The organism is Psychroserpens sp., assembly GCF_045105015.1.
Lineage (GTDB): Bacteria > Bacteroidota > Bacteroidia > Flavobacteriales > Flavobacteriaceae > Psychroserpens.
Genome location: NZ_JBGCCX010000058.1, coordinates 1 through 23790, shown reverse-complemented (window position 1 = coordinate 23790; position 23790 = coordinate 1). Strand labels below are relative to the sequence as shown.

The 23790-nt window shown below is 30.8% G+C and carries 24 protein-coding genes; 14 read left to right on the top strand and 10 right to left on the bottom strand.

Annotated elements, in window-relative coordinates:
• The 3 genes from AB8B90_RS04930 to AB8B90_RS04920 all read left to right on the top strand — a co-directional run.
• A partial coding sequence (locus AB8B90_RS04930) for a T9SS type A sorting domain-containing protein (RefSeq protein ID WP_405334252.1) occupies positions 1 to 661 on the top strand: 661 nt, incomplete at its 5' end.
• Positions 662 to 787: 126 nt separating this feature from the next.
• Positions 788 to 1561: a T9SS type A sorting domain-containing protein gene (locus tag AB8B90_RS04925; RefSeq protein ID WP_405334250.1), complete on the top strand. Its 774-nt coding sequence runs from the start codon at positions 788 to 790 to the stop codon at positions 1559 to 1561.
• A 68-nt stretch (positions 1562 to 1629) separates the two neighbouring features.
• Positions 1630 to 1965: a DUF4870 domain-containing protein gene (locus AB8B90_RS04920; protein ID WP_405334248.1), complete on the top strand. Its 336-nt coding sequence runs from the start codon at positions 1630 to 1632 to the stop codon at positions 1963 to 1965.
• 72 nt (positions 1966 to 2037) lie between these two features.
• Here the strand turns inward: AB8B90_RS04920 and AB8B90_RS04915 are convergent, their stop codons facing one another.
• From AB8B90_RS04915 to AB8B90_RS04885, 7 genes are all read right to left on the bottom strand, one after another.
• Positions 2038 to 3036, bottom strand: a complete 999-nt coding sequence (locus tag AB8B90_RS04915; protein WP_405334246.1) for a metal-dependent hydrolase — start codon at positions 3034 to 3036, stop codon at positions 2038 to 2040.
• Positions 3037 to 3102: 66 nt separating this feature from the next.
• The gene (dnaN, locus tag AB8B90_RS04910; RefSeq protein WP_405334244.1) at positions 3103 to 4221 is read right to left on the bottom strand and encodes a DNA polymerase III subunit beta; all 1119 of its coding nucleotides are present in this window, start codon (positions 4219 to 4221) and stop codon (positions 3103 to 3105) included.
• A 135-nt stretch (positions 4222 to 4356) separates the two neighbouring features.
• Positions 4357 to 6027 carry a gliding motility-associated ABC transporter substrate-binding protein GldG gene (gldG, locus tag AB8B90_RS04905; protein ID WP_405334241.1) on the bottom strand — a complete coding sequence of 557 codons (1671 nt, stop codon included), beginning with the start codon at positions 6025 to 6027 and terminating at the stop codon, positions 4357 to 4359.
• A complete protein-coding gene (locus AB8B90_RS04900) occupies positions 6014 to 6508 on the bottom strand; it encodes a hypothetical protein (RefSeq protein WP_405334237.1) in 495 nt (164 codons plus the stop codon). Before AB8B90_RS04900 ends, gldG begins: the two co-directional genes overlap by 14 nt.
• Complete coding sequence (gldF, locus tag AB8B90_RS04895; protein WP_405334235.1) at positions 6505 to 7233, bottom strand: gliding motility-associated ABC transporter permease subunit GldF; 729 nt, start codon at positions 7231 to 7233, stop codon at positions 6505 to 6507. Before gldF ends, AB8B90_RS04900 begins: the two co-directional genes overlap by 4 nt.
• Before the next feature lie 47 nt (positions 7234 to 7280).
• Positions 7281 to 7577 (bottom strand): putative quinol monooxygenase, encoded by a 297-nt coding sequence (locus AB8B90_RS04890; RefSeq protein WP_405334233.1) that lies wholly within the window; start codon positions 7575 to 7577, stop codon positions 7281 to 7283.
• A gap of 3 nt (positions 7578 to 7580) precedes the next feature.
• The gene (locus AB8B90_RS04885) at positions 7581 to 8453 is read right to left on the bottom strand and encodes an S-adenosyl-l-methionine hydroxide adenosyltransferase family protein (protein ID WP_405334231.1); all 873 of its coding nucleotides are present in this window, start codon (positions 8451 to 8453) and stop codon (positions 7581 to 7583) included.
• Between the two features lie 210 nt (positions 8454 to 8663).
• Here AB8B90_RS04885 and AB8B90_RS04880 point away from each other — a divergent pair, with 210 nt between their 5' ends.
• The 6 genes from AB8B90_RS04880 to AB8B90_RS04855 all read left to right on the top strand — a co-directional run bounded on the left by AB8B90_RS04880 (position 8664) and on the right by AB8B90_RS04855 (position 12753).
• Positions 8664 to 9617, top strand: coding sequence for a PhoH family protein (locus AB8B90_RS04880; protein ID WP_405334229.1), 954 nt, complete (start codon positions 8664 to 8666; stop codon positions 9615 to 9617).
• Between the two features lie 115 nt (positions 9618 to 9732).
• Complete coding sequence (locus tag AB8B90_RS04875) at positions 9733 to 10692, top strand: phosphoribosylaminoimidazolesuccinocarboxamide synthase (RefSeq protein WP_405334227.1); 960 nt, start codon at positions 9733 to 9735, stop codon at positions 10690 to 10692.
• A 44-nt stretch (positions 10693 to 10736) separates the two neighbouring features.
• Positions 10737 to 11426 carry a hypothetical protein gene (locus AB8B90_RS04870; protein ID WP_405334224.1) on the top strand — a complete coding sequence of 230 codons (690 nt, stop codon included), beginning with the start codon at positions 10737 to 10739 and terminating at the stop codon, positions 11424 to 11426.
• Positions 11427 to 11578: 152 nt separating this feature from the next.
• Positions 11579 to 11956 carry a DUF2200 domain-containing protein gene (locus AB8B90_RS04865; RefSeq protein WP_405334222.1) on the top strand — a complete coding sequence of 126 codons (378 nt, stop codon included), beginning with the start codon at positions 11579 to 11581 and terminating at the stop codon, positions 11954 to 11956.
• A gap of 50 nt (positions 11957 to 12006) precedes the next feature.
• Positions 12007 to 12387 carry a hypothetical protein gene (locus AB8B90_RS04860; RefSeq protein ID WP_405334220.1) on the top strand — a complete coding sequence of 127 codons (381 nt, stop codon included), beginning with the start codon at positions 12007 to 12009 and terminating at the stop codon, positions 12385 to 12387.
• Between the two features lie 9 nt (positions 12388 to 12396).
• Entirely contained in the window at positions 12397 to 12753 is a 357-nt protein-coding gene (locus tag AB8B90_RS04855; protein ID WP_405334218.1) for a hypothetical protein, read from the top strand.
• Positions 12754 to 12762: 9 nt separating this feature from the next.
• Here AB8B90_RS04855 and AB8B90_RS04850 read toward each other — a convergent pair whose 3' ends face one another.
• A complete protein-coding gene (locus AB8B90_RS04850) occupies positions 12763 to 14031 on the bottom strand; it encodes an acyloxyacyl hydrolase (RefSeq protein ID WP_405334216.1) in 1269 nt (422 codons plus the stop codon).
• An 88-nt stretch (positions 14032 to 14119) separates the two neighbouring features.
• Between AB8B90_RS04850 and AB8B90_RS04845 the strand changes: the two genes are divergently transcribed.
• Genes AB8B90_RS04845 through AB8B90_RS04835 form a run of 3 tightly spaced genes read left to right on the top strand, consistent with a single transcriptional unit; the run spans position 14120 to position 18082 of the window.
• Entirely contained in the window at positions 14120 to 15490 is a 1371-nt protein-coding gene (locus AB8B90_RS04845) for an alanine/glycine:cation symporter family protein (protein WP_405334214.1), read from the top strand.
• A 56-nt stretch (positions 15491 to 15546) separates the two neighbouring features.
• Positions 15547 to 17454, top strand: coding sequence for an acetate--CoA ligase (acs, locus tag AB8B90_RS04840; RefSeq protein ID WP_405334212.1), 1908 nt, complete (start codon positions 15547 to 15549; stop codon positions 17452 to 17454).
• Between the two features lie 10 nt (positions 17455 to 17464).
• The gene (locus AB8B90_RS04835) at positions 17465 to 18082 is read left to right on the top strand and encodes a DUF2306 domain-containing protein (protein ID WP_405334210.1); all 618 of its coding nucleotides are present in this window, start codon (positions 17465 to 17467) and stop codon (positions 18080 to 18082) included.
• 3 nt (positions 18083 to 18085) lie between these two features.
• Here the strand turns inward: AB8B90_RS04835 and AB8B90_RS04830 are convergent, their stop codons facing one another.
• Together AB8B90_RS04830 and AB8B90_RS04825 are read right to left on the bottom strand one after the other, a co-directional pair.
• Positions 18086 to 20263 (bottom strand): DUF3857 domain-containing protein, encoded by a 2178-nt coding sequence (locus AB8B90_RS04830; protein ID WP_405334208.1) that lies wholly within the window; start codon positions 20261 to 20263, stop codon positions 18086 to 18088.
• Positions 20264 to 20274: 11 nt separating this feature from the next.
• Positions 20275 to 22197, bottom strand: coding sequence for a transglutaminase family protein (locus AB8B90_RS04825; protein ID WP_405334206.1), 1923 nt, complete (start codon positions 22195 to 22197; stop codon positions 20275 to 20277).
• Between the two features lie 152 nt (positions 22198 to 22349).
• Between AB8B90_RS04825 and AB8B90_RS04820 the strand changes: the two genes are divergently transcribed.
• Complete coding sequence (locus AB8B90_RS04820) at positions 22350 to 23297, top strand: NAD(P)H-dependent flavin oxidoreductase (RefSeq protein ID WP_405334254.1); 948 nt, start codon at positions 22350 to 22352, stop codon at positions 23295 to 23297.
• Between the two features lie 110 nt (positions 23298 to 23407).
• Entirely contained in the window at positions 23408 to 23728 is a 321-nt protein-coding gene (locus AB8B90_RS04815) for a YtxH domain-containing protein (RefSeq protein ID WP_405334204.1), read from the top strand.
• Positions 23729 to 23790 lie beyond the last annotated feature (62 nt).

Here is a 23790-nt window from a genome sequence, read left to right as displayed (position 1 = left end):
AGCAGAGACATTAACAGCAAGTGATTCTTGCGGAATAGCTACAGTAGATTTTAGTGAAGCAACTACTCCAGGTGCTTGTTCAGGAGATTATACAATTACCAGAACTTGGACAGCCACTGATGAATGTGATAATGAAACAATTCATATTCAAACCATAACAGTTGAAGATTTAGTAAGTCCAATTTGGGATCTATCTCCAGTTGATGTAACAGTGAATTGTAATATTGATTATCAAATAGCCTATAACGATTGGTTAAATAGTTTTTCAGGGACAGATAACTGTAGTATTCCATTTGTAATTCATAATGCACCTTCAACAGTATCATGTCCAGATAATATAGAAGTTACTTTTGAATTGACTGATGCTTGTGGAAATATATCTTTATCAACAGCAACGTTCATAGTGGATGGTACATTACATGTTTCAGATGTTTTTGAAAATGAGATTAAACTGTTTCCTAATCCAACAAAAAAATACATTTATGTAAAAGGACTGAATTTGGATAGTAAAATAGAAGTCTTTAATATAACTGGACAAAAAGTTTTATCAAGATCTATTAAGAATGGAAAACGTATTGACTTCGATATAAAATCTGGACTTTACATGGTAAAAATAATTTCAGGACAAAAAACTATTATAAAGAAATTAGTAATTAGATAAAAGAACATGTTCTTTTTTTGTGTGTCAGTTTTCAATTAGATATCTTTAAATAAACCGAGTATTGATATGATTAAATGCAATCCTAAATATAATTTAAAGGCAATATTTTTAATAAGTTTTTCTCTTTTGTGTTTTTCTCACACTTTTGGGTTGGATTGTAATGTTTTTAATGTAGCAATTGAATGTTCTAGTTCTAATAATGAAACGCTTGCTGCAGATTGGAATATGAGCAATATCCTTTCACTTGAAACATGTCCAGATAATATTAATGCTACAATTACATCTGATTATGATTTTAACAATCTAAGTATTAATTGTGGTCAAAGTGGAGATATTACTGTGACTTATGTAATAGCTGATAATTCTGGTAATTTTAATACACTTACTGCAACGCTTTTTTTAGACGATACTACAACTCCAATTTGGAACAATTTGCCAAGTGATCAAACTGTAGGTTGTGATGTAGATTATCAAGTAACTTATGAAACTTGGTTAGAGAGTTTTTCAGGAACAGATACTTGTGGGACTACTATTTTAAACCATGATGCTCCTTTAACAATTTCTTGTCCGCAATCGGTTTTGGTTAATTTTGAGTTATCTGATTCCTGTGGAAATACAACAATTGCTAGTGCAACATTTGAGGTCGATGATACTTTTAGTGTTTCAGAAGTTGAAACTATGAGTTTAGAGATGTATCCAAATCCGACTCATAATACCATTAATTTTAAAGGTATAAAAGAAAACAGTGAAGTTGAGATCTTTAATATTCTAGGTGAAAAAGTGTTGCATAGTAGTATTAATAATTCAGTTGAACTTCAACTTAATTTGAATTCTGGACTTTATCTAGTGAAAATTATATCAGAATATAAAACAACGATTAAAAAATTGATTATTAAATAATTTAAGTTGTAACATTTTTAAAATTCTTGCGTCAAACAAGTGTAATCAATCAAATCAATCACAAGACAATGCGACAAGACAATCAACTTATAGTATTAACACATCTGAGCCAACTGCTTACCTTTATAACAGGTTTTGGCGGACTTATAATACCGTTAATTATTTGGTCAACTCAAAAAGATAATGTTTACAAAATGGACGAACAAGGAAAACGGATTGTCAATTTTCAATTAAGCATGTTAATATACAGCTTGATTTGTATTCCGTTGGTATTTATTCTTATTGGAATTTTCGGATTAATAGCTTTATGTTTATTATCATTTGTATATCCAATAATAAATGCTGTACGTGCAAGTCATGGCGAAACACCAAGATATCCTTTATCTCTTAATTTTATTAGTTAGTTATTTTATATAGAGATAAATAAAAACGCATATTTTTAATATGCGTTTTTTTATGTTTTAATCAATCGTATTTTAATTCCCTTTAATTCGATACCATAAATCACGCATTAATTTTTTTCCGTCTTGTTTATTCTTTTCTTGTTCAATAAAGTCAATTTTACCTGAATTATCAACTTCTATTTTGTATTGAAATACAAAATCTTCAGAATTTGAGTCAATACTCATGGTTCCAAATCGTAAATCGTTAAAATACAGATTTTCGCCCTTTTTAATAATCGTATACCAACCCTCAGATATTTTAATCATTTTTTTAACTGGTTTAGTTTCAGAAAGACTTCCTAATAGTTCATGGTTTTTTTGAAATGTTTTAAAAGTGATTGCTTGTGTGTCTAATAAAGAATAATTACCCAATAGATATGAGTCTTTAGTTTCTACATTTGCACTCCAAAGGATTGTGTTTAAAGGTGATGGTCTCGTGTCTAATTGGATATAATTTATTTGCTGATTTTTTAAAGCAGATTCAAATTTGGAAAATACAAACCATTTTAAAAAAATAGTGAGTATTAAATAGATAGAACTAACAGTCAAACCTAAGCGATTATAAAAACGACGTTTTTTGGAGGTTCGTTTTTTAGCTATTACAAGTATTAAAAATATTAAAAAGGGTAAGGTGTAAAGTGGATCGATTACAAAAATAGTTTTAAAAGCCAACCTTATATCTAATGGCCAAAATAGCTGCGTTCCCCAAGTTGTATGAGCATCTAAAATAGGATGTGTTATAAATGCCCAGAAAAATAACCAAGACCAATCTTTAAAGTCTCTATACGTTTCGTAGCGTGATACTATCCAACCAAAAAATGGAGCTAAAAGAATAGAAAATATAATAGAATGTGTAAAACCACGATGGATAGATAGGGCAGAGACCGTATCAGTAACATAAGAAGCAAATATGTCTAAGTCAGGAATGGTTCCTGCAATTGCACCATAAAGTAAGGCCTTGTTACCAATTTTTTTACCTAAAACTGCTTCTCCTACAGCTGCACCTAAAACAATTTGAGTTAATGAATCCATAAAATTATAAACTAAAAACGCGCACTGTAAAAAGTGCGCGTTTTTTATTTTCTAAACTATATTTCCTTAGTTGTTTAACATCACAGGCATTACTAACATTGTGACTTGTTCACCTTCGTCTAAACCATCAATAGGTGTTAAAATTCCAGCTCTATTTGGTAAGCTCATTTCTAACTGAACATTATCTGCATTTAGATTGTTTAACATTTCAGTTAAGAAACGAGAATTAAATCCAATTTGCATATCATCACCTTGATAATCACAAGTTAAACGTTCTTCAGCTTTATTTGAGTAATCAATATCTTCAGCAGAAATATTTAATTCTGATCCTGCGATTTTTAAACGGATCTGATGTGTTGTTTTGTTAGAGAAAATACTTACACGACGAACAGAGTTTAAAAACTGTGTTCTATCAATTGTTAATTTATTCGGATTTTCTTTTGGAATAACCGCTTCATAGTTTGGATACTTTCCATCAATTAAACGACAAACTAATACTGAGTTTTCAAATGTAAACTTAGCATTAGAATCATTATACTCAATTGTTAAAGGATCATCGCTTGTAGCTAAGATTCCTTTTAAAAGATTCAGTGGTTTTTTTGGCATGATAAATTCAGCAACTTGATCCGCTTTTACATCTTCACGAGTATATTTAACCAATTTGTGAGCATCAGTTGCAACAAAAGTTAGTCCTTCTGTAGAAAACTGAAAAAATACACCACTCATTACTGGGCGTAAATCATCATTTCCAGCAGCAAAAATAGTTTTGCTAATCGCAGTCGCTAAAATATCTCCAGCAATAGTTGTTGTACTTGGATTATCAAGCTCTACAGCCTTAGGAAATTCATTCCCATCAGCATAAGCTAAAGCATATTTACCATGATTAGAGCTAATTTCAACAGTGTTATTGTCTTCAACAACAAACGTTAAAGGTTGTTCAGGAAATGTTTTTAAGGTATCTAAAAGTAAACGAGCAGGTAAAGCAATGCTTCCATCTTCATCACTTTCAACATCTAAAGTAGAAGACATTGTAGTTTCAAGATCGCTCGCAGATACAGTAAGTTTTGAATCTTTTAATTCAAAAAGAAAATTATCTAAAATTGGAAGTGTATTTGAATTATTGATAACACCACCTAATACTTGTAATTGTTTAAGTAAATATGTACTGGATACTATAAATTTCATGTGTGATTTATATAATAGAATTGAACAACAAATATATTTTATTAACTGATAATATTAAGCCTTATTTATACATTTTTATTAACAGCTAATCTTTAACTATTTATAAGGCATTTATTACGATAATTTACACTTAAATTAAGTGTACTTTCTTTTCCTTAAATAGCTGAATACAAAACCGAATAACCCTAGAATAACTATAGGTAAAATGATATTAATGATTTGCCATATGGTTTTTTCTTTTTCAATTTTTTGAGGGTCTAAAAACTGAAGAGCAACATCCTTTGTTCTAATATTTATGAGTCCGTCATCATTTAATAAATAGTTAACAGCATTCTGAAGAAATTCAGAGTTACCAAAACGTCGTCCTGTCATACGATCAAAACCAAGTTCTTGAGGTTTGCCTTTAACTACATCATTTTTGATCACATCGCCATCTGCAATGACAATCATTTTAGTAGACTTACTACTAATCTTATCATTTGGTAATTGAAATGGTTTTACTCTGTTTTTATAAACTGAAGTAAATTCGCCTTCTAATAAAACTGCTAAAGATTGATAAGGATCTGTATAGGTTTTTGGGTCTGGTTCTTTAGTTACAATTTCTAAATCTACTTCATTAGGAACTCCAACAAGTTTAGTTAATTTAGAACTTCTTAATAGAATAGTCTTATCTACTGAATTTTTAAGCGTATCAATTTGACTTGCAAAATCAAAACGAACAGGATTAATATTTGTAGTAATAGGATGATTTGGATTATTTGCAGCTAATGGTGAATATGGCCATTGTACAGGTTGAAACTGCGCATTGCTACCTTCACCAATAGCTAGAGTTATTGGAGCAGAGTAGAGGTCATTTACCATAACTGGATTAATACGCACACCATATTTAAAGAAAAAATCTGTGAGATTCAAATCTTTCATAATGGCTACAGCTTTTCCAGAATTACTATATAAACTATCTTGATCCATCACAATAGCTTCAGTAAGCCAGATGCTTTTTCCTCCATTCATCGTATATTGATCAAGTACATATTTTTCTTCTTCAGAAAATGGTTGCATGGGTTTAGCCGAAATAATTAAATCATAGGAATTAATATCTTTTAATGTTTTTTGAGGATTATTAGCAACACTGTCGAGTGTGAAAGGTGCTAAAAAATAATGTTCACCAAGCTTTTTAAGAAAATCTGCAATATAGGCATCACTTAGTTGCTCGTTACCTCTTAAGACAGCAATTTTTTTGGCTTTAGGATTGACTAGCTTTTTAAAGGATTCAGCAAAAATATATTCCAAATTTTGAATAGAGCCATTAACAAGTTCTTGATCTGTAGCGCCTATTTTGTTTTTGATTAATGGAACAATGACTGTTTGTTCATTATAGCTTGCAAGAGCCCAAGGAATCACTACTTCTTGTGATGTTTTACCATTTTCTTGAACCGTAATTTGAAACGGTTGCATACCTCGTTGCGCTAATTGCTGAATATTGCGTTGTCGTGTTGTTTCATCTTCGAGAGGGTTAATAAAATTGAAGATTAAATTACTATTTGATATGGCATATTCTTCAAGAATCTGACGCGTTTCATCACGAAGTCTTCTAAATTCTGTTGGAAAATCTCCTTCTAAAAATACATCCACAATTAGTGGTGCATCAACCGAAGTTAAGGTTTGCTTGGCTTCTTCAGAAAGTGTGTAACGCCTGTCTTTTGTTAAATCGAAACGTTTGTATACTTGATTGGAAATCAAATTAATGACGATAATGACAATCAAAGTGACACCAATTGTTATAATATGTTTTTTATTCTTTATCATTAAATTTTATCGCTTCTTTAAAAGGAGTTATTTGTGTTGCTTTATCATCTTTAAAAACAATTTCAATACATTCTTTTTCAGTGTTAAAAGCACCAGGTTCTATTCCTAAACTATAATTCCATTTATTGTTGTCATGCTTTTTTAAGGTGTCATCCCACCCTAACCATTCAAAATCACCCAAGAGTGAATCGATTTGCGTTTTTGAACTTCCAATTAAAACTTCAGAAGCTAGCATATTATCAGAAATTTCATAACGCAACTCGGGATACTCTTTCCATAATTTTGCTGAAAAATATTTCTGATGATGATAATTACTAAAAATATTAATCATTGGATACACCATATAAAAATAAACAAAAGGCGTAATTACTATACTAATTATAAAGGTTAACCATTTACGTTTGTCTATTGTGTTTACAAACAGAAAAACAAATACAAACACAAAACACATTAAAATAACTAACGACGAAGTGATAATCATGAACTAGCACGTTTTATATTTAATGTTGTCAATGTTATAAATAAGGCAGAAATACTTAAAAAGTAAATAATATCTCTGGTATCTAAAACACCACGACTAATACTTTTAAAATGAGATTCCATACCTAGTTTTTCAATATAAAATGCATCTCCAAATATCTTGTAATTTGCTAAGCCTTCAAATCCGAAATAGAAAAAGAAGCAAATAAAAACAGCAATTATAAAAGCAACAATTTGGTTATCTGAAAGACTTGAAGCAAACACACCAATTGAAGTATAAGCTGCAGCCAAAAATAAGAGTCCGAAATACGAACCCATTACACTTCCAACATCTAAGTTACCTTCAGGATTGCCTAGTTTTGAAATTGTATACACATATAATAACGTTGGTATTAAAGCTAAAATAATTAAGACCAATGCACCAAAGTATTTTCCGAAAACAATATTTAAATGACTAATGGGTTTGGTTAACAATAACTCTAAAGTGCCTTGTTTTTTTTCATCAGCAAAACTTCTCATAGTTACTGCTGGTACTAAGAAAATTAGAATCCATGGTGTGAGTAAAAAGAAAGTTGATAAATCAGCAAACCCATTATCTAGAATATTAAACTGACCTTTAAAGAGCCAAAGAAATAAACCATTGAGCAATAAAAACACAGCAATAACCAAATAACCAATTGGTGAAGCAAAAAAGGTATTAATTTCTTTTTTTAAAATGGCAAACATTTGGTTGATTTAAAAAGTTAAACGTTACTATTAATATAATTCAATTTTTATTTTAGTGAAACTATTTTATCTACACTCCAAGCTTCTGGTTTTGTGTTAAATAATGGTTTTGTTTTTGCCCATACATTTTTAAACAAGTCGGAGTTTCTATAATGTTCTAAATTAGTTTCTGATGTCCAATAACTATACGTAAAAAAGATGTTTGTATTGTGTTTATCACGATAGAGTTCTAAAAATTGACACCCTTCAAAAGCTCTAATTTTATGCTTCACAATCTCAAAATCTGCTAGAAACGCATCAATTTTTGATGGTTCAAATCCCATTTTTACAATTCTCACAAACATAAGTTATCGTTCTAATATTTCTTTTCCTTTGGGTGTTACTGGTATGGCAACAAAATTTATAGTAACAGTATCTCTTAGTTTTAATCCCATTAAACTTGAGGCGCTACCAACTGTATTTGAATCACTTTTATAAACTGCAATTTCCAGATAATCTGAAGAATTAAATACGACTAAACCTTTTCCTGCATCATATCGCTTTTCTTCAGGAATATCAAAATTTATGGCATCACTATACTTATCATAGATATGCTTAAATTTATAATTTCGTGCAGAAATTTCATAATTACGGGTTTTCTGAATCAATTCAAAAAAGCCACGTTTAATATTTGTAACTACATTTCCATAATTATCAATGTAGATAACACTACCAATAATTTGATTTTTTTCATCATTTACAAACGGAATCAAATTTTTAATAGGCTTAATGGTGTCAATAACTTTTCCAATAATTTCAAGCGTACCTCCACGAGCAATATGACAGGCCACATTCACAAATACATCTAAAACAGGAAAACTAGTAGCTACGCGATCATGAATGTTTATTTCTACAATTTTTTGAGGAGCAATATCTCTGCATATCATACTCATAATGCCATTATTAGCACAAATAAAGTAATGATCATCTAATTGAACTGCTATGTGTTTGTTCTCTGGATTGAGTTCAGAGTCAATCCCGATCATATGGATTGTACCTTTGGGAAAACTACTATATGCATTCTGAATTATGTAAGCAGCTTCTGGAACATTAAAAGGCGCAACTGAATGTGAGATATCAACAATTTTTACATCTTGTAACTCGCTGTAAATAGCACCTTTTATGGCACCAGCAAAGTGGTCTTTTTCGCCAAAATCGGTTGTTAACGTGATGATTGCCATAAATGAATTGTAAAAAATAGTTTATAAATAAAAGCGCACTATCATTCATAAGCAAAACTGTTAAAAACTAATCATTATTTTAATCCAACAGAAACCTTATGAATTAAATAGTTTAGTTATTTTTGGTTAAGATGATATGAAATGAGCTTCATTTTCTCTCATCACAAAACTAATAAAAGAAAACAGATTAATTTATAAATAGAATAGCTTTTGAATGAACTTATTTTAGAACTAGAAGAAATTACTCCTAAAGAATTTTTTGGAGCTCAAAATGCCAACATAAAAATATTAAAAGAATACTTCCCAAAACTGAAAATTGTTGCTAGAGGTAATAAAATAAAAGCTTATGGAGATGAGAATCTTTTAGAAGAGTTTGATCGTCGTATGGAAATGCTAATGGTTCATTTTGGCAAGTATAATAAGATCGATGAAAACGTAATTGAACGTGTGTTAACTAGTCAGAGTAGTGATGATTATACAACCTCTGCCCAAAGTGGAGAAGTCATTGTTCATGGTGTAAATGGCAAGATGATTAAAGCGCAAACGGTTAACCAACGCAAACTGGTTGAAAGTATGCGTAAAAATGATATGGTATTCGCTATTGGTCCTGCTGGAACTGGTAAAACCTATACAGGAGTTGCATTAGCGGTTCGAGCTTTAAAAAACAAAGAAGTTAAACGAATTATACTCACACGTCCAGCTGTAGAAGCTGGTGAGAATTTAGGATTTCTTCCAGGTGATTTAAAAGAAAAATTAGATCCATACATGCAGCCTTTGTATGATGCACTTCGTGACATGATTCCAGCAGAAAAATTGGCTAGCTTTATCGAAAACGGAACCATTCAAATTGCTCCTTTAGCGTTTATGCGTGGACGGACATTAGATAATGCCGTTGTAATTTTAGATGAAGGTCAAAATACCACGCATGCCCAAATGAAAATGTTTTTAACACGTATGGGTAAAAGTGCTAAGTTCCTATTAACTGGTGATCCTGGTCAGGTCGATTTACCACGACGTACTATTTCTGGTTTAAAAGAAGCCCTTTTAGTACTCAAAAACGTCGAGGGTATTGGTATGATTTATCTCGATGATAAAGATGTCATTCGTCATAAATTAGTTAAAAAGGTTATTGAGGCTTATAAAAGTATAGAAAATAGAGATTAATTTTTTTAGGAGCTTATTCCAGCTTTCCGCTATATCTTTTTTGCTTTTAATGGTAAAAAAGGATGTCGCTTCAATCTGGGCTAGGGAATTTATATAATATCAAAATTGTTCATTCGTGGCAAATCAAAAACACACCATTACAGCATCTAACTTTAATTTTCCAAAACAAAAGAGCGTTTACAAAGGAAAAGTAAGAGAAGTGTACAACATAAATGACGAAGAACTTGTCATGATTGCAACTGACCGCTTATCTGCGTTTGATGTGGTCATGCCGAAAGGAATTCCGTATAAAGGTCAAATCTTGAATCAGATTGCAACTAGCATGATGAAAGCGACCGAAGATTTAGTACCGAATTGGTTAACTGCAACACCAGATCCAAATGTGGCTGTCGGATATTTATGCAACCCTTTTAAAGTCGAAATGGTAATTCGTGGTTATATGTCTGGTCACGCAGCTCGAGAATATAAAGCTGGACGACGATTATTATGTGGTATCGAAATGCCTGAAGGCATGAAAGAAAACGATAAGTTTCCAGAACCAATTATTACGCCAGCAACCAAAGCCGAAATGGGTGATCATGATGAGGATATTTCTCGAGAAGACATTCTTAAAAAAGGTATTGTTTCTGAAGACGATTATTTGGTCTTAGAAGATTATACACGTAAATTATTCCAAAGAGGAACTGAAATAGCAGCTTCAAGAGGATTAATTCTCGTGGATACCAAGTATGAATTTGGTAAAACTAAAGACGGAAGAATTGTCCTAATTGATGAAATTCATACTCCAGATTCTTCACGTTATTTCTATGCTGACGGTTATCAAGACCGTCAGGATAATAATGAACCACAAAAACAATTGTCTAAAGAGTTTGTAAGACAGTGGTTGATTTCCAATAATTTTCAAGGTCTTGAAGGACAAACAGTACCTGAAATGAGCGATGCATATATAGAAACTGTTAGCGAACGTTATATAGAACTCTACGAGAACATTATGGGAGAAACCTTTGTGAAAGCAGATGTGTCTGATATTCAAAGTAGGATAGAAGCCAATGTGTTGAAGTATTTGAATAAATGAACTTGCTCTTAAATTTTTATGACAAATATTCTTAAATGACAATTATGAAATTACGTATTTATCTTATAACTCAGATACTACTTTTTAATGTTGTTAGTATTTGTGCTCAAGACAACATTCCAACAGAGGATAAGATAGTATTTGTGGATGGAACTGTTCTTACAGGAACATTAAAGTTAAATGGCTCTCGAGGAATTACATTCAATGATAACGTTAAATTATGTCAAGGGAAAAAATATAAAGATTGTACGTCATATAAAATTTCAGATATTGATAATATTATTCAAGCGCCACCTGAATTAATCGTAAAGCAACTCAAAGAACTTAAGCGTAATACCTCTTCTGAAGTTTACCAAAACATGCTTCAGCAAAGTGAAAATCCAGATGAATTCAATATTGAAACTTACATCACTTACTACAAAGTACTTTTCAATAGTGACAAAGAAAATATTGGATTAGCAACATTACGTTACCATGGTAAAACTGCTGATTTTTACTCGTTTGTTAAAACAGGTAAAAACGGTGGACAAACTCATATCACTTTGCCCAATACAAATATTTCAGTTTTTAGATTTAATAGTACTGCAACTTCTAACAAGTTTAGCCTTCAACAGTTAACTGAATATTTCAAGGCTTGTAGTGAATTCACCTCTGAGTCGACAGTTAAAAACGCGCATAAGAAAAATAATATGCGTTATTATTATAAATTAGCTGATAAATGTACCAAACAATAATGCATTTCTAACAATAGTAATCTATTGGTTATCAATTCTTTTTTTAGAGTTTCTTAATAATAAATTTATCTTTATTTGTTATCTTAGTTATCAACAACAAAATTATTAAGAGCACCTTAGATTAATTATTTAGGAGTTTAAAACCATTTAAAATGAAAGTTACAGCTGAAAAAAACGAAAAAATTGCTAAAATGACATTTGCATCTGTTTATCCTCATTACATAAATAGGTTAGAGAAAAACGGTAGAACGAAAGCAGAATTCCACCAAGTGATTGAATGGCTAACTGGGTATGATGAAGAGAAAATACAAAAATTGATTGATGAAAAAGCAACTTTTGAAACATTCTTTCAAAATGCAGAATTGAATCCCAATGCTCATTTGATTAAAGGTGTAGTTTGTGGTTATCGTATTGAAGACATAGAAGATGAATTTGAATTGTATAGACAATGCAGATATTTAGATAAGTTGTATGATGAATTAGCTAGAGGTCGCAAAATGGATAAAATATTGCGACAAGAAACGAAATAAAACCTAATTAGCTTTCGCTTAAGTATAAATAAACAAAACCCTAACCACTCATGAGAATCTTATTTTTACTATTGACGTTTTCTTGTTTTTCATTCGCCCAAAATGAAAATTCTAAAGACTTATTAAATAATAATGCGCCATGTACGTTTGAATTAACTATTGATCAATTAGTCTCAAATGAATTAAGTTTTAATTGTACTGAAGTCTTTGGAAACAAATCTTTTAAAATTGAGAATTTTAGAATTAAATTTAGAGATCAACCATCAATTCAAGTCATAGGAACAGCACTTAATTTCGAATCTAAAGTCATTGCTGAAAATTTAAAAACTGGTGATGTTGTTCATATATTTTTTATCGAACACATCATCTTAGACAATAAAAAATCTCAAGATTTTAAAACATTGAAGGTTAAAATTGTCGCTGAAGAATAAATCTTAATAATGAAACTTAAAAAAATAGCTTTTATAGTTTTTAGAGTAATAGTTGTGATAATTTTGTTTGGTAAAATATCAAATTGGTTCCTTAATTATAGTGATGAAACAAACCAAATATTAAATACATCAATGTTCACTATCATCGGATTTTCTTATGCTTTTGCTGGTTTTATTTGGAAAAAAAAGTTAACCAACTTCACTTTTATAATTTGTGGATTATATCTGATTGCAATGAATTTTATGGTCGACTTTAATATAAAGTCCATCATCGGTATTATTTGTATTTTAATACCTCTTCTAATTGCTCGATTTTCACAATTAGATACTGATGAAGCCAAATGGTCAGAAAATAGAAGGGCATAAGTTAGAATCCTATCGTTCTTTAAAATTAAACGTTTTTATAAAACCAAAGCTCAATTCAGTAAAGTCTGCTTGACCAAAATTTGAATTGATAAATGTCCCTACATAAAAATCATGATTTGATTTTTTGTCTGTACCAATTAGATAATATTTAATTCCAAATCGCCCTGAAATCAATCGTTTTAATTCATAATAAGTGTCTAATTCACCTAAACCGTAAATTGTTCCATGATTTTCAGGAATCGTTTTAGGAACAATCCCATAACCTTGATTTAATGTCCAGTCTATTCGATATGCAGGTTTATGAATATTAAAACCAAATTGTACATCAATTCCAATGTGATTCATTAATATTTCGCCATTCACTGTTAATGCAATATTTGTAGCATTCCAAAATGGATTGTCTCTTAAGTAATCAAAATCTCTACCCTCTTGAACAAGAGATTCATTGTTTTTGATATAATCATAGTAATTTTGGTAAAACCTGTAATAAAAACCAATACCAAGTTTAAAGGTATTATTAATGATTTTGCCATATTCACCAGATATGGTGTACACTTCTTTTTTATCATCAAATGTTTCAGAAAGGGCATTTAAACCTGTTCCAAAATTCAAAATATAGTAGTCAGAAATACTATTTTGAAAAGTCAATGCATTCAGGTTATTTTCAATATGAGTATTAGAGTTTGACTTGAGATCAGCTGATACACTAAATAAAAAGGAATTATAGCCTTGATTAGGTAAACGTGTGTGACCATTTGAATGATGAGCATATCCTATACCAATTCGCCAATCTATAGTCTCAGTTGGAAATAAATTATAGTAACCAAATAATCTAAATGACCATGTTAAATCTGTAGAAACTGCCATATTGAAAAAATTGTCTTCAAAATCATATTGTGTATTAAAATAGGAAACACCAGTTCCAATATGGACTTTAAATCGTTCTTTTTTAAAAGCATTGAATTCTATAAATGGTAATAATGAAAATGCCTGTCCTAATTTATCATTATTACCAAAATCGGTATAACCTATACTTAATCCTGTTCTAGGGTATTTAAGTCGTTTTGCCCATTCTTGGTTATTGTTTTTATGATCCCAACCAAAATTGACTAATAGTTGCTTCTGTAAGGATCTATCTGGAAATTCTGAATTTGATTCTCCAGTAATTCCAATCAATACTTCAGGAGTGATTATAAAATTATTAGTAATTCTATTTGATTCTTGACTAAAGCTCAAGAAATATAAGAAGACAAGACTTAGAGTGGCTAGTTTTTTCAATAAAAATAATTTATAGCTGAAAGATACTTTATTTTTAATGATTTCCTTAACGTAAAATAATATCTTAGAGCTATATTTTATTCTAATTATGGAACAAATCAATATGCTTTCTGAAAAATTCTCATCTCTGGCTTGGGGAATTCCATTAATTATTTTGCTAATTGGAGGAGGATTATATTTATTAATTATTTCACGCTTTTTGCCATTTCGTTTTTTTGGTCATGCAATTCAAGTGCTTCGAGGCAAATATGATGATCCTAATGATCCAGGAGAAATAAGTCATTTTAAAGCTTTAACTACTGCATTATCATCTACAATTGGTATGGGAAATATAGCAGGTGTTGCTCTAGCCATATCAGTTGGTGGTCCTGGTGCTATGTTTTGGATGTGGATAAGTGCTATTGTTGGTATGAGTACAAAATTCTTTACATCAACTTTAGCCATTATGTATAGAGGTAAAGATAGTAATGGTGAGTTGCAAGGCGGACCAATGTACTTTATTACTGAAGGTTTAGGTAAAAATTGGAAATTTCTTGCAGTTATGTTTTCAGCCTTTGGTATGTTAGGCGCATTACCAGTTGTTAATGTCAATCAATTAAAACAAGCTATAAATGATATTATTTTAATTCCGAATGGAGTGGAAGTTAGCTTGACGTCTAATTTGATTATTGCCGCAGTATTAGTGATATTAACCTCAATAGTTATTTTAGGAGGTTTAAAACGAATTAGTAATATTGCATCTAAATTAGTGCCATCAATGGTCATTCTGTATTTTATTTTAGTACTAATTATTTTAGGAATTAATTACGCTCTGGTTCCTAAATATTTTATCATGATTTTTACAGATGCATTTTCTGCTGAATTTATTAAAGGCGATAAAGTATTAGGAGGAATGTTAGGAGCCTTAATACTCTTAGGAATTAAACGTGGTGCATTTTCAAACGAAGCAGGAATTGGAACTGCACCAATGGCTCATGGTGCAGCAAAAACTGATGAACCAGTACGTGAAGGATTGGTTGCAATGCTCGGACCAGTAATTGATACTTTAATTGTTTGTACTCTCACTGCTTTAGCCATTTTAGTTACAGGTGTTTGGGAAACGACCTCAAATAATGGTGTGACCTTAACAGCTTCTGCTTTTCAAAATGCAATACCTAAATACGGACAATATTTTCTTATGGTTTGTGTGTTTGTCTTTAGTATTTCTTCTCTGTTTTCATATGCATATTACGGCACAAAATGTATGTCTTTTTTAATTGGAGCAAGCAAAAAACATTACTATAACTACCTGTATATATTGAGTATTATTTTGGCAGCTACAACTTCGTTTAGTACAATGATAAATTTTATAGATGGTATTTTTGCATTTATGGCCATTCCTACTATGCTTGCAACAATTTTACTAGCGCCAAAAGTTGTAAAAGAAATAAAAGCCTATAGATCACGCATTAAATCTTAGAATATGTATCTTTTTTTTTCTAATAATTGTTAAATTGAGACTCTAATCAATCACCTATGAGTAACTATCATATAAAACATTTAGAAGAATACTATCAAGTTTATCGAAAATCGATTAGAAATCCTGAAGTATTTTGGGCAGAAATTGCTGAAGAACATTTTATGTGGCGAAAAAAATGGTCAAATGTTTTGAGCTGGGACTTTACAAAACCAGAAATTAAATGGTTTGAAGGAGCGAAACTCAATATTACTGAGAATTGCTTAGATAGACATTTATTAACCAGAGGAGATAAAACAGCTATTTTATTTGAGCCTAATAATCCTGAGGAGTCATCGTTACCAATCACTTATAAAGAATTGCATAAGATGGTTTGTAAAATGTCTAATGTACTAAAAGCTAATGGTGTAAAAAAAGGAGATCGTGTGTGTATCTATTTACCAATGATACCTGAATTAGTCTATACTGTTTTAGCTTGTGCAAGAATAGGAGCAGTGCATTCTGTTGTATTTGCTGGATTCTCATCAACAGCATTAGCAACAAGAATTAAAGATTGTGACTGTAAAATGGTGATTACGAGTGACGGATCATATCGTGGCGCAAAAACAATTGATTTGAAAGGTATTGTAGATGATGCTTTAAACATATGTGATGATGTTGAATCAGTATTAGTTGTAAAACGGATTTCTTCAGAAATTGAAATGAAAGAAAATCGAGATCAATGGTTACAACCTTTATTAGATAAAGCTTCTGATGATTGTGAACCCGAGATTATGGATGCTGAAGATCCTTTATTTATTTTATATACGTCTGGATCTACAGGTCAACCCAAAGGAATGCTTCATACTACTGCTGGTTATATGGTATATACAGCGTATACATTCAAGAATGTATTTAACTATACTGAAAATGATGTGTTTTGGTGTAGTGCAGATGTCGGTTGGATTACAGGACATAGTTATATCATTTACGGACCGCTTTGTAATGGTGCAACTTCTGTTTTATTTGAAGGAGTTCCTAGTTATCCAAACTTCGGACGCTTTTGGGAAATCGTAGATAAGCATAAAGTCAACCAATTTTATACTGCTCCAACAGCAATAAGAGCTTTGGCAAAAGAAGGTGTTGGTCATGTTGAAGGGTATGATTTATCATCGCTTAAAGTGTTAGGAACCGTTGGAGAACCCATAAATGAAGAAGCTTGGCATTGGTATGATGACAATATTGGTAAAAACCAAGCACCAATTGTTGATACTTGGTTTCAAACTGAAAATGGTGGAATAATGATTACACCTATACCTTATGTCACACCAACCAAACCTACGTATGCTACACTCCCGTTTATAGGAATTCAGCCTGCATTGATGGATGAACACGGACAAGAAATCTTAGGTAATCAAGTTGATGGACGCTTATGTATTAAGTTTCCTTGGCCAAGTATTGCCCGAACTATTTGGGGAAATCATCAACGATACAAGGACACTTATTTTTCAGCATTCAAAAACATGTATTTTACAGGTGATGGAGCTTTGCGTGATGAAGTTGGTTATTATAGAATTACAGGTAGAGTAGATGATGTTATTATTGTTTCTGGACATAATTTAGGGACAGCACCAATTGAGGATACTATAAATGAACATCAAGCAGTTGCAGAAAGTGCTATTGTTGGTTTTCCTCATGATATAAAAGGAAATGCTTTATATGGATTTGTCACACTTAAAGATATTGGCGAAAACCGAAATCAGGATAATTTGCGTCAGGAAATCAATCAAATTATTACCGAACAAATTGGTCCAATTGCAAAGTTGGATAAAATTCAATTTACAAAGGGTTTACCAAAAACACGGAGTGGTAAAATAATGCGACGTATTTTACGAAAAATAGCAGGTAAAGACACAAAAAGTTTAGGAGATACTAGTACGCTTTTAAACCCAGAAGTGGTGAAAGATATTATTGATAACGCATTATAGTTTTAATACAATGACAAAAAAACTCGGTTATATAATTTTTGTTTCATTATGCATTATAGTTGGTCTATATCCAGCTTTGTATTTTATGATTGACACTAATTTTGGGATATTAAAAACAAAAAGTAATTTATTATTAGGTAACGGATTGTGGAATATTTCATTTTATGCTCACATTTCTCTTGGAGGTCTTGCGTTGTTAATTGGTTGGACTCAATTTATTGAAAAATTTAGAAAAAACAATAAAAATTTACATGGCAACTTATTTACAGTTTATTTGATATCTGTAATATTTAGTGGGTTTTCAGCTCTTTATTTAGCTTATCATGCAACAGGCGGAATGGTTTCAACAATAGGATTTTCAATCTTAGCTTTTATCTGGATCTTTTCAACATTTAGAGCGTTTCTAGAAATAAAAAATGGTAGCAAAAGGAAATATCAAATATTCATGATATACAGTTATGCTGCCTGTTTTTCAGCTGTTACTTTAAGGTTTTGGCAACCAATATTAATGTCCTTTTTTGACAGCTACATAATGGCTTACAGAGTGTTAGCTTGGTTATCGTGGGTGCCAAATATTATCGTAGCGTACTATATGACAAAACCTTATAGATTGAGTAAGTATAGATAAATTTTATAATTTTTTTAGTAACACTTTCTCATTTGTAAATTGATTGGCTTCATCTAAAAATAAAATCATTTTTGACCAATTACTATTTGGTTCATAATAATTTTTATAACGTTTAGAGGTGGTAACTAATAATTGATTTCCTTCAATTTTTGCAGTACTGATAAAAGCTCCAGTTGAATTGTCCACATTTTTGTTTAGTTTATCTAGACCTGCAACAGTATAGCCTTCAGGAATATTAAATGTGATGGTGTAGTTAAAAACTCTTGGGTTTGGTAGATATACATTTTCAGTACGTTGTCTTTCTTTTTCTTCCAAATCTATTTGTCCACCAATTAATTTTCCAATTTCAAAAATATAATTAGGTCCTGCTTTTTTTATCAAGGCATTTTTAGCTGTAAAACTTTCAGTAAAAGTAAAATAACTATCATGAGCATAGCGTCCATTATTATTAATAATGTAAGTATAATCTTCAATATCTTCAACGCCATATTCTCCATTTGCGCTACCTTCAAAACGCTCTTTTTGTTTCGTTTTCAACTTTTCAATTAAGGCATCCATTTCTTTCTGATACTTAATTTTGTTTTTCTTTCCTCTTGTCATTTCTATCCAAGATTCAGTGCCATATTTTTCATAATCTTCAAATACATAATCACTAAATAGTAATCTGTCATATTGTTGATCAGATTTTTGATGACCTTTATAACTATTAACAGCTGTCATAGATAACCCAGAAAAATCATCATTTAGACTAACAATCATCTCTTTTTTTGTTTCATTATCTTCATAACTTGAAGTTGGTAAAGTTCCACGATCAATTTTATCAATCCTTTTTTTGTTCTTTTCTGAAGACAATAGTAGTACATCTGTATCTTCCATTAAAGGTGAAAACTCATTGATGTTTGTATGAGGACTAAAAAACTGAGCGTATAGTGGTTCTGCTGTTTTGACTTTCACCATAACATTTAAATTACGTTCAAGAAGCAATTCATCAATACTTCCATCGTATCGTTTTTTACCAACAACAATGCTATAATCAATTTTTTGACGCTTCAAAAACTCCGCAAAATGTCTAATAAATTGTTTTTGATTTTGAATAAAAACAACATTATTTCCATAGACCATAAATGGGTAACTAGAAATACTAGATTCACGAGCATAAAAAGCTTCCATGTAACGCGTTAGATAATAATGTCTCATGTAATAATATGCAGCAGTTACTTTTTCAGAATCTGAACTGAATGTTTTTCCTTTAAAAAATGATTTTACATCACCTACATCGCCATTTGGTTTAAATCGACTGTCATATAAGTCTAAAACTTCATCTTGAGATACACTAGTCTTTATTATATCTTCTTTTTCAGGTAGGAAGGCCAAAGCTCGATCTTCAAATTTTCCTGAACGTGCAAAATATACTTGGAATTTATAAGTTGGTAATTCTACTAATGGATAAAACCAACGTGTATATTCACGCTTAGGAATATTAGATTCACTTAGCTCATAGCGTCTCATGTTTTTCTTTTCAGTAGGAATTACTTTTAATTCTGGAGCACCATTAAAAGACTTAAAATTGATAAAGAAATCATTTTCAGTTTCGAAGAATAATTTGAAATCCATTATTGGGTACTCTTCATTTAAACTTGTTTCAACTGGCTCAAAACCAAAAGCATAAGTACTTTTAAAAGGTTCATTCTTATACGAGTAATAATCTATAATATCTCCAACTTCAAGATTAGATATGGCTAGTTTAGTTTCTCCATCTACTTCAATAGCATCTTTTTCTACATCAATTTCGGTAACACTACCATCTGGTTTAATGATTTTAACACCAACATAAGTGTCTCCTTTTTTCTTCCATGAAAAACGTCCTTTAGAGGACCTGAAACGCTTAATAAAAGCAAATTCTGAAAACTCTTCAACAGCAGCTTTGTCTAACAATTTAATACGCTTTCTAACAGATGTTGTATACGTAACATTTTTACCAAACTTATGAAAATCGTAGTTCTCATTTTTGTATATAATTACTGCAGATTCATTAGACCATTCTTGAGGAATATCAGTAACATTTTTATAGGCATCATTTGCTCCCCAAAAAAAATCTTTAGCAGCTAATTCTTCTTTTGATTGTGCAAAAATAGTTGATGTAATAAGTAGAACGAATAATGATAGATATTTAGAATTCATATATAATGGTGTTAGTCTTTAGTTAGGATAATTTGCTCGCTGTATAAGGCATCTAGTTTTTTGATAAAACCATTCCATTCTTTAAAATCTGAAGTTTCAATTTTAGCATGTTTAATTTGGAATTGCTTTTTGTAAACGATTACATTATTCTCTTTTGAAAAATTGACGCTCATATTAAAATTGTCATTGTCAACAGAAATGTTTTCTGGTAAATGCGAAATATTGTAACCTTGAGGAATCTCTAATCGTGTAGTAGATTCTAAATCTCTTTTTGTATTGAATATATAATCTGTTTTACGCTCTTCTAAAATGAAATTTGATAATTCTTTATCAAAATCAAGGTCTATGTATACTTGATTGTCAAATGATGATACTGCATTTTTAACATCAACATTATATGCAATATTTATATTTTCATCACGATTTTTAAGATCTGAAGTTTCGATGTTTGATACCTTTATATTGCTGTTCCCTTTATTAAGGTAATACTCTAAGAATTCATCTTTTTTGTCATTTTTTAAACTATTGAAATAGTAGAGTAGGCTAGATCGACTTTCACCATTAAAAATTTTATCAACCTTACCAATAATGTTATCTTCAGAAAGTGTTAAGCTATAATCAAATTGTTCCTTGTTAAATTTAGCTTCAGAAGTAGGCACATATTCTAAAATAAAATCATCTCCGTTTTCAATTAAAACTTGTTTACCTTGAATTCTGTTGGCATATTCTCCATAGGCATTAAACTTTTCAGTGCCATCTAAAAATATGGTTTTTCCATCTTTAAATAGTGTACAAATCATATGATTATCTACAGATAGGTTTGGCGTAGAGTAGTCGTATGCAATACGCTTTGTACCAATCCATGTTAAGCGCGCATCAAATCCGGCTTCAATTAACATTTGTTTGGTAAGATTTGCCATGCCTTTACAATCGCCATAACGTTTCGTAAATACATTTGCAGCTTCATCAGGTTTAAATCCTGCGATACCATCTTCAAAAGCGATATAGCGAATGTTATCTTGAACCCAATAGTAGATGTTTTTAATTTTTTCTTCGTCAGAGCTCACGTTTTCAGTAAGTTCTTTTACCTTATCTTTAATTGGTGTGTTATCATTTTCTAGACTATTCACTAGAGATTTATACCAATTATAAAGGTCTTGTGTGTCCTTAAAAATATTAACTGTCTTATCGTTGTATGTATAAGACTTAGCTAAAATCAATACATGTGGATAAATATATGTTGGTCCTGGAGCTGCATTTTCATCATACATTGCTGGAGCATCGTTAAGAGTGTAGGTGTAAATTTCACCATTACCTTTTTCGTTTGGAGTCACTTTTTTCTCGATTTCGTAACCTTCAAAGTTCAATTCTTTAAGCTCAATATCTAACCAATTTGGAACTTCAACACGAATTGTTTTTTTTTGGGCTGGATATTCACCATTAAAATAGAGTTTAGTGAAATATTTAATGTCTTTGTATTTCTTATGAATTGAAGTCAAATAACGATACCCTTTCAATGGGAAGTCAATAGTTACATATTTTACACGACTGTCATTATGAAATAAGTCATCACTAGTATAGGCTTCATCTTTAACATAAAAACTAGCCTCTTTTTGATTTCGATATCTAATTTCAAATTCTTCAATGGTCGATTCACCATCATAGAAATTATAGATTTGAATATCTGCACGTGAATCAATATTTATCATATTCTCATTCACTTCATGCATTACAGTAACTTTTCCTGCACGTTTATTGAAACCAAAAGTCACATGATCTTTACTAGTAACTAAAGCAACATTATCATCTGGATATTGCTCTTTAAGACTATTAGCTAAGGAAATATCATCAGTAGTTGGTTCAATTCTTTTTTGAGAATAAGCAGTAAGAGAAAGTGTTAAGCAAAGTATAACACTGAAAGTATTTTTAATCATAAATCATAGTTAAGATTGCTAATATATCATTATCAAAAGATATTGAGAAATATATATCTGTTCTTTTTTTGATTTTGTGCTATGAATTTTATACAGAAACTTAATTATGCATGCATAGTATTTTTTTTATCTTTACAAAAATTCATAGTATGATATCTACAAAACTAACTCAGCTTTTAAACATAAAATACCCAATCATTCAAGCACCAATGTTTTTAGTTTCTAATGTGGCTATGGTTAAAGAAGCTATGAATGCAGGTATTGCTGGATGTATTCCTGCACTAAATTATAGAACGTTAGACGAATTACGTTCAGCTATTAAAGAATTAAAAGAAGCTAAAGTAGAAGGAGGTTCTTTTGGTTTTAATTTAATAGTTAATAAATCTAATATTAAATATAAGAATCAGTTGGAGGTGTTATGTGATGAAGGCTGTGATTTTATTATTACCTCTTTAGGTAGTCCTGAAGAAACCATAAATCAGGCTCATGCAGCTGGAATAAAAGTGTTTTGTGATGTTACTGATTTAAAATTTGCAAAGAAAGTTGAAAGTTTAGGAGCAGACGCAGCAATAGCTGTAAATAATGAAGCAGGTGGACATCGAGGAAATATGTCTCCAGAGGAATTAATCAAACATTTAAACGATAATTTATCTATCCCAGTGATTTCAGCAGGAGGTGTAGGTTGTAAAGCAGATATTGATGAGATGCTTGGTTATGGCGCTGAAGGTGTCTCAGTTGGAAGCCCTTTTATAGCTTCAATTGAAGCAGGTGTAACCGAAGAATACAAGCAAGCTTGTGTTGATTATGGAGCTGAAGATATTATTATGACTGAACGTATTTCAGGAACACCTTGTACAGTTATTAATACGCCTTACGTTCAAAAGATCGGAACAAAAGCAACTTGGCTTGAAAACCTTCTGAATAAAAATAGGAAACTTAAAAAATGGGTTAAAATGGTGCGTTTTTCAATTGGAATGAAAGCCACAGAAAATGCAGCTAAAAAAGCAACTTACAAAACAGTTTGGGTAGCTGGCCCTAGTATAGAACATACCAAAAAAATCCTTCCGGTAAAAGCCATTGTCTCGAATTTGGTTAACTAACTATTATAAAATTTATTTTTAACTACTTGATTTTTAGATTTTTTGTAACAAAAATGTAAATAATACTACATACTAGTTGAACAAGTTTAATAAAAATAAATAAAAACGTTATGATTCATAAAGGAGCAATAATTTTAGGTGTATTAGCTGGAGCAGCTGTAGGAGTTTTACTGGCACCAGATAAAGGGAAAAATACACGCGATAAATTAAAGAAAGAAGGTAAAGTTGTTAAAAATCAATTTGTTGAAGATTTCACTGAAGTTAAAGAAGATTTGTCAAAAGCTGCCTCTTCTGGAAAAGATGCACTAAAAAAAGAATTAAAAGATATCGCATCAAAGTCAAGTCATAAAACCGAACAGGCCATTACATTTTTAGAAAAGCAACTGGCTATTTTAAAAGAAAAGAATAAAACGCTGCAACATACCAATTAATAGGTTTTAAAAATTGTCGATTTAATATTTGGCCATTCAGCTTTTAAAATCCCATAGCAACA

Coding starts and splice junctions, on each gene's coding strand:
- AB8B90_RS04920 (WP_405334248.1), top strand. CDS start 1,630: ATGCGACAAGACAATCAACTTATAGTATTAACACATCTGAGCCAACTG.
- AB8B90_RS04915 (WP_405334246.1), bottom strand. CDS start 3,036: ATGGATTCATTAACTCAAATTGTTTTAGGTGCAGCTGTAGGAGAAGCA.
- dnaN (WP_405334244.1), bottom strand. CDS start 4,221: ATGAAATTTATAGTATCCAGTACATATTTACTTAAACAATTACAAGTA.
- gldG (WP_405334241.1), bottom strand. CDS start 6,027: ATGATAAAGAATAAAAAACATATTATAACAATTGGTGTCACTTTGATT.
- AB8B90_RS04900 (WP_405334237.1), bottom strand. CDS start 6,508: ATGATTATCACTTCGTCGTTAGTTATTTTAATGTGTTTTGTGTTTGTA.
- gldF (WP_405334235.1), bottom strand. CDS start 7,233: ATGTTTGCCATTTTAAAAAAAGAAATTAATACCTTTTTTGCTTCACCA.
- AB8B90_RS04890 (WP_405334233.1), bottom strand. CDS start 7,577: ATGTTTGTGAGAATTGTAAAAATGGGATTTGAACCATCAAAAATTGAT.
- AB8B90_RS04885 (WP_405334231.1), bottom strand. CDS start 8,453: ATGGCAATCATCACGTTAACAACCGATTTTGGCGAAAAAGACCACTTT.
- AB8B90_RS04870 (WP_405334224.1), top strand. CDS start 10,737: ATGAAATTACGTATTTATCTTATAACTCAGATACTACTTTTTAATGTT.
- AB8B90_RS04865 (WP_405334222.1), top strand. CDS start 11,579: ATGAAAGTTACAGCTGAAAAAAACGAAAAAATTGCTAAAATGACATTT.
- AB8B90_RS04860 (WP_405334220.1), top strand. CDS start 12,007: ATGAGAATCTTATTTTTACTATTGACGTTTTCTTGTTTTTCATTCGCC.
- AB8B90_RS04855 (WP_405334218.1), top strand. CDS start 12,397: ATGAAACTTAAAAAAATAGCTTTTATAGTTTTTAGAGTAATAGTTGTG.
- AB8B90_RS04845 (WP_405334214.1), top strand. CDS start 14,120: ATGGAACAAATCAATATGCTTTCTGAAAAATTCTCATCTCTGGCTTGG.
- acs (WP_405334212.1), top strand. CDS start 15,547: ATGAGTAACTATCATATAAAACATTTAGAAGAATACTATCAAGTTTAT.
- AB8B90_RS04835 (WP_405334210.1), top strand. CDS start 17,465: ATGACAAAAAAACTCGGTTATATAATTTTTGTTTCATTATGCATTATA.
- AB8B90_RS04830 (WP_405334208.1), bottom strand. CDS start 20,263: ATGAATTCTAAATATCTATCATTATTCGTTCTACTTATTACATCAACT.
- AB8B90_RS04825 (WP_405334206.1), bottom strand. CDS start 22,197: ATGATTAAAAATACTTTCAGTGTTATACTTTGCTTAACACTTTCTCTT.
- AB8B90_RS04815 (WP_405334204.1), top strand. CDS start 23,408: ATGATTCATAAAGGAGCAATAATTTTAGGTGTATTAGCTGGAGCAGCT.